Origin of the sequence: Salinarimonas chemoclinalis (assembly GCF_041514305.1) — a bacterium.
Lineage (GTDB): Bacteria > Pseudomonadota > Alphaproteobacteria > Rhizobiales > Beijerinckiaceae > Salinarimonas > Salinarimonas chemoclinalis.
Window position 1 is genome coordinate 503783 of the sequence record NZ_JBGMWH010000001.1, and the last position, 15390, is coordinate 519172.

The 15390-nt window shown below is 71.5% G+C and carries 16 protein-coding genes; 7 read left to right on the forward strand and 9 right to left on the reverse strand.

Annotation, left to right across the window (positions count from 1 at the left end; all coding sequences use genetic code 11):
* Nucleotides 1-3 precede the first annotated feature (3 nt).
* Together AB9M23_RS02295 and AB9M23_RS02300 are read left to right on the forward strand one after the other, a co-directional pair.
* Nucleotides 4-372: a DUF6867 family protein gene (locus tag AB9M23_RS02295; protein WP_372422149.1), complete on the forward strand. Its 369-nt coding sequence runs from the start codon at nucleotides 4-6 to the stop codon at nucleotides 370-372.
* Nucleotides 373-510: 138 nt separating this feature from the next.
* The gene (locus AB9M23_RS02300) at nucleotides 511-1611 is read left to right on the forward strand and encodes a branched-chain amino acid ABC transporter substrate-binding protein (protein ID WP_372422150.1); all 1101 of its coding nucleotides are present in this window, start codon (nucleotides 511-513) and stop codon (nucleotides 1609-1611) included.
* 316 nt (nucleotides 1612-1927) lie between these two features.
* Here the strand turns inward: AB9M23_RS02300 and AB9M23_RS02305 are convergent, their stop codons facing one another.
* Nucleotides 1928-2446, reverse strand: a complete 519-nt coding sequence (locus tag AB9M23_RS02305; RefSeq protein WP_372422151.1) for a YceD family protein — start codon at nucleotides 2444-2446, stop codon at nucleotides 1928-1930.
* Complete coding sequence (locus AB9M23_RS02310) at nucleotides 2443-2991, reverse strand: ubiquinol-cytochrome C chaperone family protein (RefSeq protein WP_372422152.1); 549 nt, start codon at nucleotides 2989-2991, stop codon at nucleotides 2443-2445. The genes AB9M23_RS02305 and AB9M23_RS02310 overlap by 4 nt, the downstream gene beginning before the upstream one ends.
* 112 nt (nucleotides 2992-3103) lie before the next feature.
* On the opposite strand from AB9M23_RS02310, the gene AB9M23_RS02315 reads away from it, so the two are divergent.
* Nucleotides 3104-3607: an outer membrane protein assembly factor BamE gene (locus AB9M23_RS02315; RefSeq protein ID WP_372422153.1), complete on the forward strand. Its 504-nt coding sequence runs from the start codon at nucleotides 3104-3106 to the stop codon at nucleotides 3605-3607.
* Between the two features lie 113 nt (nucleotides 3608-3720).
* On the forward strand, nucleotides 3721-5526 hold the full coding sequence (aspS, locus tag AB9M23_RS02320; protein WP_372422619.1) for an aspartate--tRNA ligase: 1806 nt from the start codon (nucleotides 3721-3723) through the stop codon (nucleotides 5524-5526).
* A gap of 6 nt (nucleotides 5527-5532) precedes the next feature.
* Here aspS and AB9M23_RS02325 read toward each other — a convergent pair whose 3' ends face one another.
* Entirely contained in the window at nucleotides 5533-5835 is a 303-nt protein-coding gene (locus AB9M23_RS02325; protein ID WP_372422154.1) for a hypothetical protein, read from the reverse strand.
* Nucleotides 5836-6083: 248 nt separating this feature from the next.
* Between AB9M23_RS02325 and AB9M23_RS02330 the strand changes: the two genes are divergently transcribed.
* Nucleotides 6084-7172, forward strand: coding sequence for an HD-GYP domain-containing protein (locus tag AB9M23_RS02330; RefSeq protein WP_372422155.1), 1089 nt, complete (start codon nucleotides 6084-6086; stop codon nucleotides 7170-7172).
* Between the two features lie 18 nt (nucleotides 7173-7190).
* Here the strand turns inward: AB9M23_RS02330 and AB9M23_RS02335 are convergent, their stop codons facing one another.
* From AB9M23_RS02335 to AB9M23_RS02345, 3 genes are all read right to left on the reverse strand, one after another.
* Nucleotides 7191-9515 carry a PAS domain-containing sensor histidine kinase gene (locus tag AB9M23_RS02335; protein WP_443726238.1) on the reverse strand — a complete coding sequence of 775 codons (2325 nt, stop codon included), beginning with the start codon at nucleotides 9513-9515 and terminating at the stop codon, nucleotides 7191-7193.
* Nucleotides 9516-9737: 222 nt separating this feature from the next.
* Nucleotides 9738-10523, reverse strand: coding sequence for a glutamate racemase (gene murI, locus AB9M23_RS02340; RefSeq protein WP_372422157.1), 786 nt, complete (start codon nucleotides 10521-10523; stop codon nucleotides 9738-9740).
* A complete protein-coding gene (locus AB9M23_RS02345; protein WP_372422158.1) occupies nucleotides 10520-11311 on the reverse strand; it encodes an RNA methyltransferase in 792 nt (263 codons plus the stop codon). Before AB9M23_RS02345 ends, murI begins: the two co-directional genes overlap by 4 nt.
* Before the next feature lie 120 nt (nucleotides 11312-11431).
* On the opposite strand from AB9M23_RS02345, the gene AB9M23_RS02350 reads away from it, so the two are divergent.
* Entirely contained in the window at nucleotides 11432-11722 is a 291-nt protein-coding gene (locus AB9M23_RS02350; RefSeq protein WP_372422159.1) for a hypothetical protein, read from the forward strand.
* Between the two features lie 115 nt (nucleotides 11723-11837).
* Here the strand turns inward: AB9M23_RS02350 and yidC are convergent, their stop codons facing one another.
* From yidC to rpmH, 3 genes are read right to left on the reverse strand one after another with little or no spacing between them, the layout of a single operon-like run.
* Nucleotides 11838-13679, reverse strand: coding sequence for a membrane protein insertase YidC (yidC, locus tag AB9M23_RS02355; RefSeq protein WP_372422160.1), 1842 nt, complete (start codon nucleotides 13677-13679; stop codon nucleotides 11838-11840).
* 6 nt (nucleotides 13680-13685) lie between these two features.
* Nucleotides 13686-14228: a ribonuclease P protein component gene (gene rnpA, locus AB9M23_RS02360; protein WP_372422161.1), complete on the reverse strand. Its 543-nt coding sequence runs from the start codon at nucleotides 14226-14228 to the stop codon at nucleotides 13686-13688.
* A gap of 31 nt (nucleotides 14229-14259) precedes the next feature.
* Nucleotides 14260-14394, reverse strand: coding sequence for a 50S ribosomal protein L34 (gene rpmH, locus AB9M23_RS02365; protein ID WP_011631430.1), 135 nt, complete (start codon nucleotides 14392-14394; stop codon nucleotides 14260-14262).
* 329 nt (nucleotides 14395-14723) lie between these two features.
* Between rpmH and AB9M23_RS02370 the strand changes: the two genes are divergently transcribed.
* A complete protein-coding gene (locus tag AB9M23_RS02370; protein WP_372422162.1) occupies nucleotides 14724-15383 on the forward strand; it encodes a tetratricopeptide repeat protein in 660 nt (219 codons plus the stop codon).
* Nucleotides 15384-15390: the final 7 nt, after the last annotated feature.

Genomic DNA, 15390 nt, shown 5'->3' on the forward strand with positions numbered 1-15390 from the left:
ACGATGGGCATTCTCTGGGAGACGTCCTTCTGGGTCTTCTTCTTCGTCACGATCGTGCTCGCCGGCGGCGCCGCCTGGATGTCGGGCCGCGCCATCGCGCGCAGCTGGGAGCCCTACTGGCAGGCCGGGGCGTGGATGTTCCTGCTGGGCGCGGCGGCGCGCTTCATCCACTTCTCGCTGTTCGGCGGCAGCCTGCTGAGCCTGCACTACTACGTCGTCGACACGGCGATCCTGATGATCATCGCCTGGCTCGGCCACCGCGTCACGCTCGCGGGGCTGATGACGAGGCAGTACCGCTTCGGCTTCGAGCAGGTCTCGCCGCTCACCTGGCGGGCCCGTGACGGCGCGGCCGGGCGCGGTGCGACGGAATGACGGCGAAAGGCCGTCGACAAGCTGCGCGAAACGCGCAGAAATAGCGGTTGCGGCGCGCGGACGTCGCCCTCATCGGGGCTCGTGACGCGAGGCGCTCCGCCCGGGATCATACGAAGTCCGAAAGAAGGGAACGAACAGATGACCAAGAAGATGTTGACGGGTGTGGCGCTCGGCGCGCTGATGGCGACCTCCGCCCCGGCCTCCGCCGAGATCGTGATCGCCGTCGCCGGTCCGATGACCGGTCAGTACGCCTCCTTCGGCGAGCAGCTCCGGCTGGGCGCCGAGATGGCGGTGGAGCAGATCAACGACGCGGGAGGCGTCAACGGCGAGATGCTGCGGCTCGTCGTCGGCGACGACGCCTGCGATCCCCGCCAGGCGGTGAACGTCGCCAACCAGTTCGCCGGCGAGGGCGTGGTCTTCGTGGCCGGCCACTTCTGCTCCGGCTCCTCGATCCCCGCCTCGGCGGTCTATTCCGAGGAGGGCATCATCCAGATCTCCCCGGCCTCGACCAACCCCGCCTTCACCGACGATCGCCCGGGCCCCGGCATCTACCGCGTCTGCGGCCGCGACGACAAGCAGGGCGTGGTGGCCGGCGGCTACCTCGCGGAGAACTTCCCCGAGGGCAATGTCGCCGTCCTCCACGATCGCACCGCCTACGGCCAGGGCCTCGCCGAGGAGACCCGCAAGGCCATGGAGGAAGCAGGCGTCACGCCGCGTATGTTCGAGGCCTTCACGCCCGGCGAGCGCGACTACTCGGCGCTCGTGTCGCGCCTGAACGCCGAGGGCATCGGCGCGGTCTACATCGGCGGCTATCACACCGAGGCCGGCCTCATCCTGCGCCAGATGCGCGAGCAGGGCCTCGAGGCGCAGATGGTCTCCGGCGACGCGCTCGTCACCGACGAGTTCTGGTCGATCACCGGCGACCTCGGCAACGGCGTCATGATGACGTTCTCGCCCGACCCGCGGAAGTACGAGTCGGCCGCCGAGGTCGTGGCGGCCTTCTCGGAGCGCGGCGTCAACCCGGAGGGCTACGTGCTCTACACCTACGCCGCGATCCAGGCGTGGCAGGCCGCCGTCGAGGCCGCCGGCACGACGGACTTCGACGCGGTGGTCTCCGCGCTCGACGAGGGCGTGTTCGACACGGTGCTGGGCGAGATCGACTTCAACGACGTCGGCGACCCCACCGAGGCGAGCTACGTTTGGTACGTCTGGGAGGACGGCACGTATCGCGAGATGTGATCGGGCGCGGGCCCCGCGCCCGCACCGCTCACGGGACGACGGGAGCCCCCGCGCGGTCACCGCGCGGGGGCTCTTCCGTGTCGAGCCCGCACGAGGCGGAACGCCACGCCCCCGCTCGGTGTTGATGCCGCAGCACCGAAACGGAGGCATTTCCCATGAACGGCATCATCTACGCGGTCGGGCTCATCGTCATCGTCATCGCGATCCTCTCGCTCGTCGGTTTCGCCTGACGTAAGGCGGACGACGACGACCGCTTCCCCGCGCGCCGTCGCGCGGGGGTGACCACGAGCCTCGAACGGGGCCGAAGGGCAGGCACTCAGCCGCCGCCCTTCGGCCCCTTCATGCTCTTCAGGCCGGCGAAGGGCGAGACGTCGGCGTCCTCGATCACCGGCTCGAACGCCGCGTCGGGCTTGCGCGGATAGGGGTCTAGGCCCAGCGCCAGGAATTCCGCGGTGAGCGCGCCCAGGTCGATCCGGCCGTCGACGATCTCGTCGGGCGGATCGATCGCGCGCAGCGCCGCCTCCTCCTCGCTCGCCGGCTCGCTGGCCGGGGCGAAGTCGACGTCGACCTCCTCCGTGATCTGCGCCTCGAAGGGCTCCAGCGTGACGACGCAGGTCCGCGTCACTCGGCCGCGCACCACGCCGGTGACCCCGGCGCGGCGCGCGTCGCCGCTCACGCGGAACTCGCCCACGAGCGAGGCGATGCCGGGGAGCCCGAAATCCCGCGCGAGCGCCGTGCGTTCGTCCTCGCTCGCTTCGACGCGCACGACCTCGCCCCGGGCCGGCAGCCGGTCGACGGGGACGAGGCGCGAGAGGGGAAGGGCGTCGTTCGTCATGTCTGTCCTCCTGCCTCGTTGGATGGGGCGATCGTGGGAAAGACCGGGCCCGCGGCGAGGATCGCATCGAGATCCTGGGCCGCCAGCCGATCCTGCGCCTCGAGCGCGTAGGCGGCGAGGCGCCGCGCGGGATCCTCCCCGCCGGTGACGTTGCGCTGGAGGGCCAGCGCGAGTCCCTCCGAGTCGCGGGCGTCGAGCAGCGGGTCGTAGGCGCGGGCGCGGCCGTAGAAGGCCTCCGCCAGCGTCTTCATCTTCTTGGGCACCGAGAGGTCGCCCACGCCCATTTCGCGCAGCGACTGGTCCAGCGCCCGGAACAGCGCGTCCGCGAGATCCTGGTTCACGTCCGCCGCCGGCTCGGGCAGCGTGCGCAAGTGCCGGAAGGTCAGGACGATGTGGAGCGAGAGCGACTCGAAGCGCCCCTCCACCGTGTCCGGCACGCCCGCATCGACGTACAGCCCCGGCTGGCGCGACGCCTGGGCGATGCGCGTGTAGAGCCCCTCGACGAGCTCGCGGCGCCGGTCGCGCCGGAAGAAACGCATGATCATCGGCCTCGCTCGGGTTGTCGCGCCTTGCCAAAGGGTCTAGGTCGGGGTTAAGCCATCATGCCGGCGCGGCGCAAGCTTCCTCGTGCCGCAGCCCGACCCGGATCCGCCCCCCATGCGTGCCTCCAAGCGTCCCGACGCCCCGCAGATCACCCGCCGCCGCCTCCTCGGCCTCGTCGCCGCGGGAACCGCCGCCGCCGTGCTCGCGGGCTGCAATCAGACGATCGCGCCGATCTCCGAGGAGTTCCAGCGCGGCTACATCCTCGACGATGCGGCGCTCGAGCAGGTCACGCCGGGCATGAACGCCCAGCAGGTGCTCGAGCTGATGGGCACGCCCTCCACCGTCTCCACGGTCGGGAACCAGTCCTGGTACTACATCAGCCAGACGGCGCGCCGCCGGGCCGCCTTCATGCGCCAGGAGGTCGTCGACCAGCGGGTGGCGGCGATCTACTTCACACCGCAGCTGCGCGTCGAGCGCAAGGCGCTCTACGGGCTGGAGGACGGCGTGATCTTCGACTTCGTCTCCCGCCAGACGCCGACCGGCGGCGCCGAGCAGAGCTTCGTGCGCCAGCTCTTCCGCGGCGTCACGAGCTGGAACCCGATCGCGCCCGGCCGCTGACGCCGCGGGCGCGTCCCCGCCTTGCTTGACATCCCCCCGCCCGCATGAATGGTGCGCGCGGTCCATTCCCCGTGAACGAGGGTCGATCCATGTCCGCCCCCAGCGCCGCCGCGATGCATCGCTACCGCACCCACACCTGCGCCGGCCTGCGCGAGAGCGACGTCGGCGAGACGGTGCGGCTCTCCGGGTGGTGCCACCGCATCCGCGACCACGGCGGCGTACTGTTCATCGACCTGCGCGACCATTACGGCATCACCCAGGTCGTGGTGGACCCCGACAGCGCCGCCTTCCGCGCCGCCGAGACCTGCCGGTCGGAATGGGTCATCCGTGTCGACGGCAAGGTCAAGAAGCGACCCGCAGGCACCGAGAACCCGGACCTGCCCACCGGCGCGGTCGAGGTCTACATCGCCGAACTCGAGGTGCTGGGCCCCGCGGCCGAGCTGCCGATGCCGGTGTTCGGAGACCAGGACTACCCCGAGGAGACGCGGCTCAAGTACCGCTTCCTCGACCTGCGGCGCGAGAAGCTGCACGCCAACATCATGAAGCGCGGGGCGATCATCGATTCGGTGCGCAGGCGCATGAAGGACCAGGGCTTCTTCGAGTTCCAGACGCCGATCCTCACGGCCTCCTCGCCCGAGGGCGCGCGCGACTTCCTGGTGCCCTCGCGGCTGCATCCGGGCAAGTTCTACGCGCTGCCGCAGGCGCCCCAGCAGTTCAAGCAGCTCGTCATGATGTCGGGCTTCGACCGCTACTTCCAGATCGCGCCCTGCTTCCGCGACGAGGACGCGCGCGCCGACCGCTCGCCGGGCGAGTTCTACCAGCTCGACGTCGAGATGAGCTTCGTCACGCAGGAGGACGTCTTCCAGGCGGTGGAGCCGGTGCTGCGCGGGCTCTTCGAGGAATTCGCGGAGGGGAGGCGCGTGACGCCCGTCTTCCCGCGCATTCCCTACGCGGACGCGATGCTGAAGTACGGCGTCGACAAGCCGGACCTGCGCAACCCGCTCGTCCTCGCCGACGTGACGGACGTCTTCGCCCGCGAGGACGTCACCTTCAACGCCTTCAAGACGCTGGTGAAGCACGGCGGCATCGTGCGCGCGATCCCGGCGCCGGGAGCGGCGACGCAGCCGCGGTCGTTCTTCGACAAGCTGAACGAGTGGGCGCGGGGCGAGGGGGCGGCCGGGCTCGGCTACGTCGTCCTCGAGGAGGAGAACGGCGCGCTCGTCGGCAAGGGGCCGATCGCGAAGTTCATCCCCGCGGACGCGCTCGCCGCCATCGCCGCCGCCGTGCAGGTGGGGGCGGGCGACGCCGTGTTCTTCTCCGCCGGCGACGAGGCGAAGGCGGTCGCGCTCGCCGGCAAGGCGCGCACGCGCATCGGCAACGAGCTCGGCCTGATCGACGCCGATCAGTACGCCTTCTGCTGGATCACCGACTTCCCCATGTACGAGTGGGACGAGGAGAACCGGAAGATCGAGTTCTCCCACAACCCGTTCTCGATGCCGAACTACGACCGTGAGGCGTTCCTGGCGCTGAACCCGGCGGACGCGGACGAGATCCTCGGAATCACGGCCTTCCAGTACGACATCGTCTGCAACGGCATCGAGCTGTCCTCGGGCGCCATCCGTAACCACCGTCCGGAGATCATGAGGAAGGCCTTCGGGCTCGCGGGCTACGGCGAGGACGTGCTCGAGGCGAAGTTCGGCGGCATGCTGCGCGCGCTCTCGCTGGGCGCACCGCCCCACGGCGGGATCGCGCCGGGCATCGACCGCATCGTCATGCTGCTGTGCGGCGAGCAGAACCTACGCGAGGTCGTGCTCTTCCCCATGAACCAGCGGGCCGAGGACCTGCTGATGGGCGCGCCCTCCGACGTGACGGCGAAGCAGTTGCGCGAGCTGCACATCCGCCTCAACCTGCCGGAGTGAGGCTCCTCACTGCGCCTCGGTCTCCAGCCGGTCGCCCAGGCTGCGCAGGGCGCCGCCCAGCGCCTCGCCGCCCTCGCGGAGCGTGCGCTCGAAGCTCTCGCCGACGCGCACGTCCGCGTCCGGGCAGTCGGGGACGCCTTCCGCCCGCAGGCGCGGCGTGAGGCCGGTGCCGGGCGCCACGAGATAGGTGCAGCCGGTGTCCGGATCGCTCCACACGAAGGGATCGCGCGGCGCGTCCTGCGCGAGCGAAGGCGCGGCGGCGCCGAGGGTTGCGGCGAGAGCGAGGGCGAAGGGCGTGAGCAGGCGCATGGTCGGCGTCTCCGGCGTCGATGAGGGGTTCATCGGCGCAACGCCCGAGCGGAGCCGTTCGATCCCTCGCCCGCCGCCGCGGCGCGCCCCGCCCGTGCGACGCACGCGCGATCCCGGATCGTGCCTCCACCATTCGCGAAGGCGTTTCTTCACGGTTCCCCGCTAAGCATGCCGCGATGGCCCATGGCCCCGGGGAGGCGTTCGTGACGGGAGGTGACCGAGCATTCTCGAGAGGCGTCGCGGCGGCCGTGGCCGATGCGGTCCCGGGAAGCGCGTCGGGCACCACGATCCTCGTCGTCAGCGACACGGGGCGGATGGCGTCGGACGTCGCGACGGCGCTGCGCGGGCGGTCGGTGCTGTGCGTACGGCCCCGGCACGTCGGCCCGGCGATCGTCTCCTCCATCGCCTCCGCCATCGTCGAGGCGGACCTGCGCCAGGTCGCCGATGTCGAGGCGGCCATCGCGTCCTATGCACGGCTCGACGGCGTCCCGACCGTGTTCGTGGCCGACGCCGAGACCGCGCGCATCCTCTCCGCCGACCCACGGTTCTCCGCCCGGCCGATCCTCGTGCGGCCGCTGTCGCCCACGGCGATCGAGGCCGCGCTCGCGTCCCTCCGAGCGCCTGTGGACACGCCTCTCGCCGGAGGCGTCTCGGCCGCGATCCTCGCGCTGACAGACGCCTTCGCCGACGTCTCCGCCGGGCGACCGATCGCCGTCGCGCCCTTCGCGTCGGCGAGCCGCTGCTTCGTCTCCGCGCTGAAGGTGGCGGCCGCCGCCGACGCCACGCTCGCGTCCTTCGTGCGCGACATCGAGCGCCACCACAGCGCGACATTGCGGCACTCGCTCAGCGTCGCGATGAATGCGGCGCTGTTCGGCCTGCATCTCGGGCTCGGCCGCGCGGAGCTGGCTCTCGTCGTCGAGGCCGCCCTCCTGCACGACATCGGCAAGGCCATCGTGCCGCTGGAGGTGCTCGACAAGCCGGGCCGGCTGGACCCCGAGGAACTCGTCGCGGTGCGTGCGCATCCCAGCGAGGGCGAGCGGCTCCTCAAGAACGCGTCCCACCCGGTCGCCCCGGAAATCCTGCGCGTCGTGCGCCACCACCACGAGTACCTCGACGGCAGCGGCTATCCCGACGGCCTGAAGGAGCAGGGCATTCCCGACATCGTGCGGCTGATGACCGTCGTCGACATCTTCACGGCCCTCGTCGAGGACCGCCCCTACAAGACCCCGATGCCGCACGCCCAGGCCGTCGCCATCCTGCGAGGCATGACCGAGGATGGAAAGCTCGACCCGGCGATCGTCTCGCGCTTCGTCGAGATGATCGAGGAGCGCGGGTGAGATTCCCGCTTGTGCCCGTCACGCGGCGCGGGACAGGGCGTGCCCGCCGTTGAGCGGGACGTGGACCATGACCACCGTGCCCACGGAGACCTGCGAGCGGATGCGCAGCGAGCCGCCGTGCAGCTCGGCGAGCGACTTGGCGATGGCGAGGCCGAGCCCCGAGCCCTGGTAGGTCTTGGAATACTCCGTCTCGACCTGCTCGAACGGCCGCCCGATCCGCTTCATGGCGTCGTTGGGGATGCCGATGCCGGTGTCCTCGACGTAGATGTTCACCGCCTCGCCGACGACGCGGGTGCGCACCACGATGCGGCCGTGCTCGGGGGTGAACTTGACGGCGTTCTGCAGGAGGTTGACCAGGATCTGCTGGATCGCGCGCTCGTCGGCGAAGAGCTGCGCCTGCGCCTCCGCGTCGACGACGAGGGAGAGACCCTTCGAGCGGGCGAGCTCCGCCACCATCCGCGTCGCGCGATCCACCACCTCGGGCAGCATGATGTCGCGCTTCTCGAGCTTGATGCGTCCGGCCTCGATGCGCGACATGTCGAGGATGTCGTTGATGACCGAGAGCAGGTATTCGCCGGAGGAGCGGATGTCCTTGCAATAGTCCGCGTAGCGCGGCGAGCCGAGCGAGCCGAACACGCCCTGCTCCATCACCTCGGCGAAGCCGATGATGGCGTTGAGGGGCGTGCGCAGCTCGTGGCTCATGTTGGCGAGGAACTCGGACTTGGCCCGGCTCGCGCCCTCGGCCTCGGCCTTCTGCTCGAGGTAGCGCTCGGCGAGATCGGCGAGCTGCTGGGCCTGCGCCTCGAGCGTCTGGCGCGACACGCGCAGGTCGGCGATGGTCTGCTTGAGCCGCTTCTCGCCGTCGAGCAGGCGCTCCTCGTGGCGCTTGAGCGTGGTGATGTCGGTGCCCACCGAGACATAGCCGCCGTCGTTGGTACGCCGCTCCGAGATCTGCAGCCAGCGCCCGTCGGCGAGCTCGGCCTCGAAGGTCCGTGCGCCGCGCTCGGGGCGCTCCTCGCGCAGGATCTCGTGGGCGACGATCGGCTGGCGGCCGAAGCGCATGACGTCCGCATAGGGCCGGCCGGGTGCGGCGATCTCGGGGGTGAGGTCGTGCAGGCGGCGGAATTTCGAATTGCACAGGACGAGCCGGTTCTCCGCGTCCCACAGCACGAAGGCCTCGGAGATGGCGTCGACCGCGTCGCGCAGGCGGATGTCGGCTGCGGCGCTCGCCTCCGCCAGACGGCGTTGCTCGGTGATGTCCACCGCGATGCCGACGAGGTGGCAGCCGTCGTCGTCCTTGTCCTGCACCAGCTCGGCGCGGGCGCGCAGCCAGACCCAGTCGTCCTGCGCGTCGCGGATGCGGAACTCGTGGTCGACGATGGAGGCGCGGGACGCGGCGAGTTCGTCGGCGAGCGCGTAGAAGTCGGAGTCGTCGGGATGGATCATCGCGTTGACGTCGCCGAAGGACATGAACTCGTCGGCGCGCTTGTAGCCGAGGAGCTCGTACATCGAATCCGACCAGTAGATGCGCCCGCGGGCGATGTCCCAGTCCCACAGGCCGCAGCGGCCGCGCGAGAGTGCGCTGTCGATGCGACGCGAGACCTTCTCGCAGACGTGGTCGGCGGCGCGGGCGCGGTTGGCCTGCAGGAAGTATGCGGCGCCGAGCCCGACGAGCACCACGATCGTCGCGGCGAGCAGCGTCATCTGGCCCGAGGCGCGTGCGCGCCAGGGGGCGAGCACCGACTCGACGGGTTGCAGGAGGGCGATGCGCAGGGGACCGGCCGCGCCGGCGGGGCCGGGCACCGAGCGGACGGTCGCCACGACCTCCATCCCGTCGGCCGCGACGATCGTCATGACCCCGGCCCGGTCGCCGAAGGCGGAGAGCGGCTGGCCCTCGCCGAGGAGCCCGATCAGCGTGCCCGGGAGGACGGCCTGCGGCGGATGGGCGGCCTTGATGGTGCCGGCGGAGTCCGCGACGACGAGCACGCGCCCGCGGATCAGGGCCGCCTCGGGGACGTCGAGGACGGCGTCGGCGAGGCTGGCGACGATCTGCGCGTCGTCGGTGCCGGCGCCGAGGCGGGCGAGGTCGATGGCGACGAAGCTCGCGATCACGTCGATCTCGATCGCGGCCTTGGCGAGCGCCTCGGCCCGACCGTCGCGCGACTGCAGCCAGGCGCTGGTCACGAGGGCCGCGAGGAACAGGGCGAGCAGGATCGGGACGGCGAGCCGCAGCCAGGGATCGGCCCTGTCCAGTCTCCCGAGCGCCGGGTGACCCAGCGACCGTGCGACGCCCAATATCGTGCCCGCGCGCGCAGATGCGCACGTGGTGTCTGCACCTGCCATATGCAGACTCCCCCTCGGATTCCGTTGACGTCTCGTTCGGGGAGACGTGCCGCATCTACCCGAATCGGTAACAATAGAATCGTGTTCACCGGATTTGTCCAGAGTCGGGATTCAGGAAGACTTAACTTTCTCGCGCCGCGCGGCCGCAATGCGATCGCGTTTTGTTCTCGCGACCGATCCTAGACCTTCGGAATGGGGCCGCGCTCGCCTTCGGCGAGTGGATCAGCGATGCGCGAACGCGAGAGCGCGGGCCTCGAGCGCACGGGCGAGGGGCGCGCCCGGTGCCCGCCCGCTGGTGAAGCGGATCGTGCCCGACCCGGCCGGGGCGCTCCCGTCGGCGTCGCCGAGCAGGCTCACCACCCGCCGCGCGATCGCGGGGGCGGGGTCGAGCCAGGCGACCGGCCAGGGCGCGAGCCCGGCGAAGCGCGCGGCGAGCAGTGGGTAGTGTGTGCAGGCGAGCACGACCGCGTCCGTGCGGGTGCCGTTCCGCGCGACGAAACACGGCGCGATCGCCGCCGCGAGCGTCTCGTCGGGGACCGGCGTGCCCGCGAGCTCGGCCTCTGCGTGGGCGGCGAGCGCCGGCGCGGCGACGAGGGTGACGTCGCAGCCCGCCGCGTGGGCGGCGATCAGCGCGCGCGTGTAGTCCCGCGCCGCCGTCCCGGGCGTCGCCAGCACGCTGAAGCGCTTCGACTGCGAGGCCGCGGCGGCGGGCTTGATCGCGGGCACCGTCCCGACGACCGGCACCGAGAGGCGCGCGCGCAGCGGGTCCAGCACGAGCGTCGAGGCGGTGTTGCAGGCGATCACCACCGCGTCCGGCCGCCACTCCTCGCAGAGCCCGGCCGCGAGCTCGACGACGCGTGCGACGAGCGCGTCCTCGGCGAGCGCGCCGTAGGGAAAGAAGGCGTCGTCGGCGACGTAGAGCACCTCGGCATCGGGCCGGGCGCGGCGGATTTCGTCCAGCACGGTGAGGCCGCCGACCCCCGAATCGAGGACGAGGAGGCGGATCACGTCCGCGCCCCGGTGCCTGCCTCGCCCTGCGTGTCCCCGGGATCCGAGGACCCGCCCGCGCGGGGCGGGCGCATCAGGGTCGCGGCGACGCCACGGAAGGTGCGCACCTCCTGCTCGGAGAGGCCGCGGCGCAGGAACATGTCGCGCATGTTGCGCGTCATGGTCGTCTTCTTCTCGGGCGGGTAGAAGCCGCGCGCCTCGAGCTCGGCCTCCAGGAAGTCGAAGAAGGAGACGACCATCTCCCGCGGGGCCGGCACGCGCTCGACCTCGGCGAAGGGGAGGGCGTCGCCGGCGCCCTGCGCGAACCACTCCCAGCCGACGAGCAGCACCGCCTGCGCCAGATTCAGCGAGGGGAAGGCGGGGTTCACGGGAAAGGTGAGGATGGCGTCGGCGAGCGCGATCTCGTCGTTCCACAGCCCCTCGCGCTCGCGCCCGAACAGGATGCCGACGCGCCCGCCGCCGCCGACGGCGGCGCGGGTCTCCGCCGCCGCCTCGCGGGGACCCACGACCCGCTTCATCTGCCCGCGCTCGCGCGCGGTCGTGGCGTACACGAGGCCGAGGTCGGCGATCGCGGCGCGCACGTCGGGGAAGACCCGCGCCCCATCGAGCAGGTGCGTCGCGCCCGCGGCGGTCGCTGTCGCGGAAGGGTTCGGCCAGCCGTCGCGCGGGGCGACGAGGCGCATTTCCGGCAGCGCGAAGTTCGCCATGGCCCGCGCGGCCATGCCGATGTTCTCGCCCATCTGGGGCTCGACGAGGATGACGACGGGGGCGGGGGTCTGCGTGCTCATGTCTGCGTGCTCATGGGGGTGATCTACCCCGACGACGGCGCCGGCGGAAGGGGCGGGCGAAGCGCGAACGCGGGGCGGTCCCCCCTGGCTCGGCCGGTCGGCCGTCCCCATCTGACGGGGATGACGAACCGCATCCTCCTCGTGGCCCTCGCCGGGGCCTGCGCCGCGCTCGCGCCGATCGCCTCGCCGGCGGCCGCCCAGGGACCGGCGCCGCTCCCGCTCCGCAGTCCGTCGGAGCGCGTCGTCGAGGGCACCAACCGCGACCTGCTGCTCCAGCGACGCCTCGGCGAGGTCGAGCGCCAGCGCAGCTTCGAGGAGGGGCAGCTCCGCCAGCGGATCGACCGCCTGGAGCGGTTTCCGCGGCTCGCCCCGCCTCCCGCGCCGCCGCCGGGTGGCGCGATCGGGCGCTGACTCGGCCGGCGCGCCCGCGCCGGCTCTCGCGGGGCCGCGCGCGCCACGCGCATGCGGAAGGGCGGCCGGGCCGGGCCGCCCCCACGGTCCGCCCCGCCATGCGCGCGGGCGTCGCTCACCCCTTGGCGGCGGCCCTCCCGCCACCGAGCATCTTCTTGATGTTGTCCCACAGCTCGATCTTCACGCCGTGGCGGCGCATGATGAAGCCCTGCTGGAGGACGGAGAGGAAATTGTTCCACGCCCAGTAGATGACCAGGCCCGCCGGGAACGAGGCCAGCATGAAGGTGAAGATCACCGGCATCCAGGTGAACACGGCCTTCTGGATCGGATCCGGCGGCTCGGGGTTCATCTTCATCTGGACGAACATCGTCAGGCCCATGAGGATCGGCCAGACGCCGACCGTGAGCAGCGCCGGTGTGGAGAACGGCAGGAGCCCGAAGAGGTTGAACAGGGACGTCGGATCCGGCGCGGCGAGGTCCTGCACCCAGCCGAAGAACGGCGCATGTCGCATCTCGATCGTGACGAACAGGACCTTGTAGAGCGCGAAGAAGACCGGGATCTGGATCAGCACCGGCCAGCAACCGGCGATCGGGTTGATCTTCTCGCGCTTGTAGAGGTCCATCAGCTCCTGCTGCTGCTTCATCCGGTCGTCGCCATAGCGCTCCCGGATGGCCATCATCTCCGGCTGCACGGCCTTCATCTTCGCCATCGAGGCGTAGGACTTGTTGGCGAGCGGCAGGAAGAGGATCTTCAGCAGCACCGTCACGATCAGGATCGCCACGCCGAAGTTGCCGAACATCTTGAAGAAGAAGTCCAGCGCATAGAACATCGGCTTGGTGATAAAGTAGAACCAGCCCCAATCGATCAGCAGGTCGAACTGACGAATGCCGAAGGTGTCGGCATAGCCGTCCACCACGTCGACCTGCTTGGCGCCGGCGAAGAGGCGCTTCGTCGAGGTCGCGGTCTCGCCGGGGGCGACGATCCGCGCCGCGCCGAGCGAATCGGCCTGGAAGACCGGCGGGCCGCCGGCGCTCTCGGCGGTATAGCGACCCGTGAAGGCGCTGTCCTGGTCGGGGACGATCGCGGTGGCCCAGTACTTGTCGGTGATGCCCACCCAGCCGCCGCCGACGACGTCGCGCCAGACCTCGCCGCTCACGCCCTGGCGCAGCCGGTCCGCATCGAGGACGTTGTCGTAGCTCCATTCCTGGAGCCCGGCGTCGCCCAGGACGCCGATGAAGCCCTCGTGGATCACGAAGTAGCCGAGCACGTCCGGCATGCCGTGGCGCGAGACGAGGCCGTAGGGGAACAGCGTGATCGGCTCGCCGGTGGCGTTGAGCGCACGGTCCTCGATCGTGAACAGCGCGTCCTCGTCCACCGAGACGATCCGCTCGAAGACGATTCCCGCCTCGTTCGTCCAGGTGAGCGTCGCCGGGCTCGTCGGCGTGAGTGCCTGCGCGTCCGTCTCCCAGACCGTCTGCGCATCGGGCAGCCCGCCGGGCACCTCCCCGCTGCCGATCCAGCCGAACTCGGCATAGTACGGGTTCGCGCTGCCGGTGGGGGAGAGCAGCACGATCGGTGCGGAGCTCGGATCGGGGGTCTCCCGATAGTCCTTCAGGATCAGGTCGTCGATGCGCGCGCCGCGCAGGTTGATCGATCCCTCCTTGGACGGCGTCGAGATCGGCAGGCGCGGGGCCGCGGCGACCGCCGCCTCGCGCGTGGCGGCGGGGACGCCCCCCGGCGAAAGCGAGGGTGCGGGTGCGCCCGGAGCGAGGCCGCCGTCCGTCGGCAGCGGCAGGTTCGGCTGCGGTGCCTCCTGGGCGGACAGCTCCGCGCGCTGGGCCGCGAGCTCGGCCTCGCGCTGCGCCTGCGGCGCCGCGTAGAAATACGTCCAGGCGACGAACACGATCACCGAGAGGACGATCGCCAGGATCAGGTTGCGGGAATCTTCGTCGCGCATGGAGCTCTACGGGGTCGCTTCGGGATTGCCGGGGGGAGGCGCGTCGCGCCGGCTCGTGCCGCTGCCGCGGCGGCGCCCGCGCGGGGCACCTCCACGGTCGGGCCGCGCGCCGCCGGGCTTGGTCACCACGTGGAGGGCGCGCGCGAAATCGTCAATGAGGGAGGAATACGGCGCCGCGAGCGCCGGGCGCCGGGCGATCACGACGACGTCCGCCGGGGGAAGCGGATCGGGCGGGCGCGGCGCCTCGGGGGCGGGCTCCGCCGCGACGTCGTGCCGCGCATCGGCGCGCGCTCCGTGCGGCCCGCTCGCCTCGCGCGCGAGCGCATCGCGGGTCGCATGGCGCAACCGACGCTTGATGCGGTTGCGCTCGACCGCGTTGCCGACCTTCTTCGTCACCGTGAAGCCGACGCGCAGCGGCGCGTCGTCCTCGCGCAAGAGGCCCTGCACCGTCATGCGCTCGGAATGGAAACGGCGGCCCGAGGCCGCCGCGACGAACTCCCGTCGTTTCGTCAGGCGACCGGCACGCGGCGCGTCGTTGGTTCCGCGCATCGCCCGTTCGCCCCCCACCGCCCTCGTCCGCTCAGGCGGAGAGGCGCTTGCGTCCCTTCGAGCGACGGTTGGCGATCACCTTGCGGCCGCCGACGGTCGCCATGCGCGCACGGAATCCGTGACGGCGCTTGCGCACGAGCTTGCTGGGTTGATACGTCCTCTTCACGGCCTCGTCTCCGCTCGGTTCTTCTGTCGCGTCTCGCGGGGCTCGTTCGTCGTGTCGCGCGGACAGGGTCCGAGAGACCCTCGCGCGACGCCCGCTGCTCGGCATGATGCAAAGGGGAACGGGCGCCGCTCGCGCGGAGCGCCGCTCCAGTCGGGCGGCTTATGGAGGATGGGGGGCGGAAAGTCAACGCGAGGAGCCGCATCGCATCCGGTCCGCCGCCCCGCGTCCCGCACGCCTCACGAAACGCTCGCCACGCCGCGCCGCCTATGATACGCGCATCCGCTCCACCGTCATGCGAGGGGGGCGCGCCGACGCGCCGTTCGAGGTTCATGGATCAATTCACCCGCGAGGTCGACGAGGAATATCGCCGCGCGCAGATGGCGGCGCTTTGGAAGCGCTTCGGGTCGCTCGTCGTGAGCGTGCTCGTCGTCGTCGTCGTGGGCGTCGCCGGATACACCTGGTGGGAGGCGCGCGAGCGCCAGCGGGCGGAGGCGGCCTCGCTCGCGCTCTACGAGGCGTCGAGCCTGGTCGAGCAGGGCCGCTCCGACGAGGCGCGCGCGCTGCTGTCGGGCCTCGCCGACGACGCGCCCTCCGCCGCCGGCGTGCTCGCCCGGTTGCGGCTCGCCGCGCTCTCCGCACGGACCGACATCGCCGCGGGCGTCGCCGCCTACGAGGCGATCGCGGCGGACGGCGCCGCTCCGGCCGTCCTGCGCGATCTCGCCCGCCTGCGCGGCGCGCTGCTCCAGATCGATTCCGCGCCGGACGCGGCGCTGCCCGTGCTCCAGAGCCTCGCGGCGGGGGAGGGCGCCTTCCGCCACACCGCCCGCGAGCAGCTCGGCCTCGCCGCGCTGCGCCGCGGCGACTACGACGCCGCCGGCGAGTGGTTCGACCGCGTCGCCGTCGATTCGCAGACGCCCGGCGCGCTGCGCCAGCGTCTCGCCGTCTATTCCGCCCTGGTTGCCGCCGGCCCGCTCGGCGCCGCGAACTGAGAGAGAG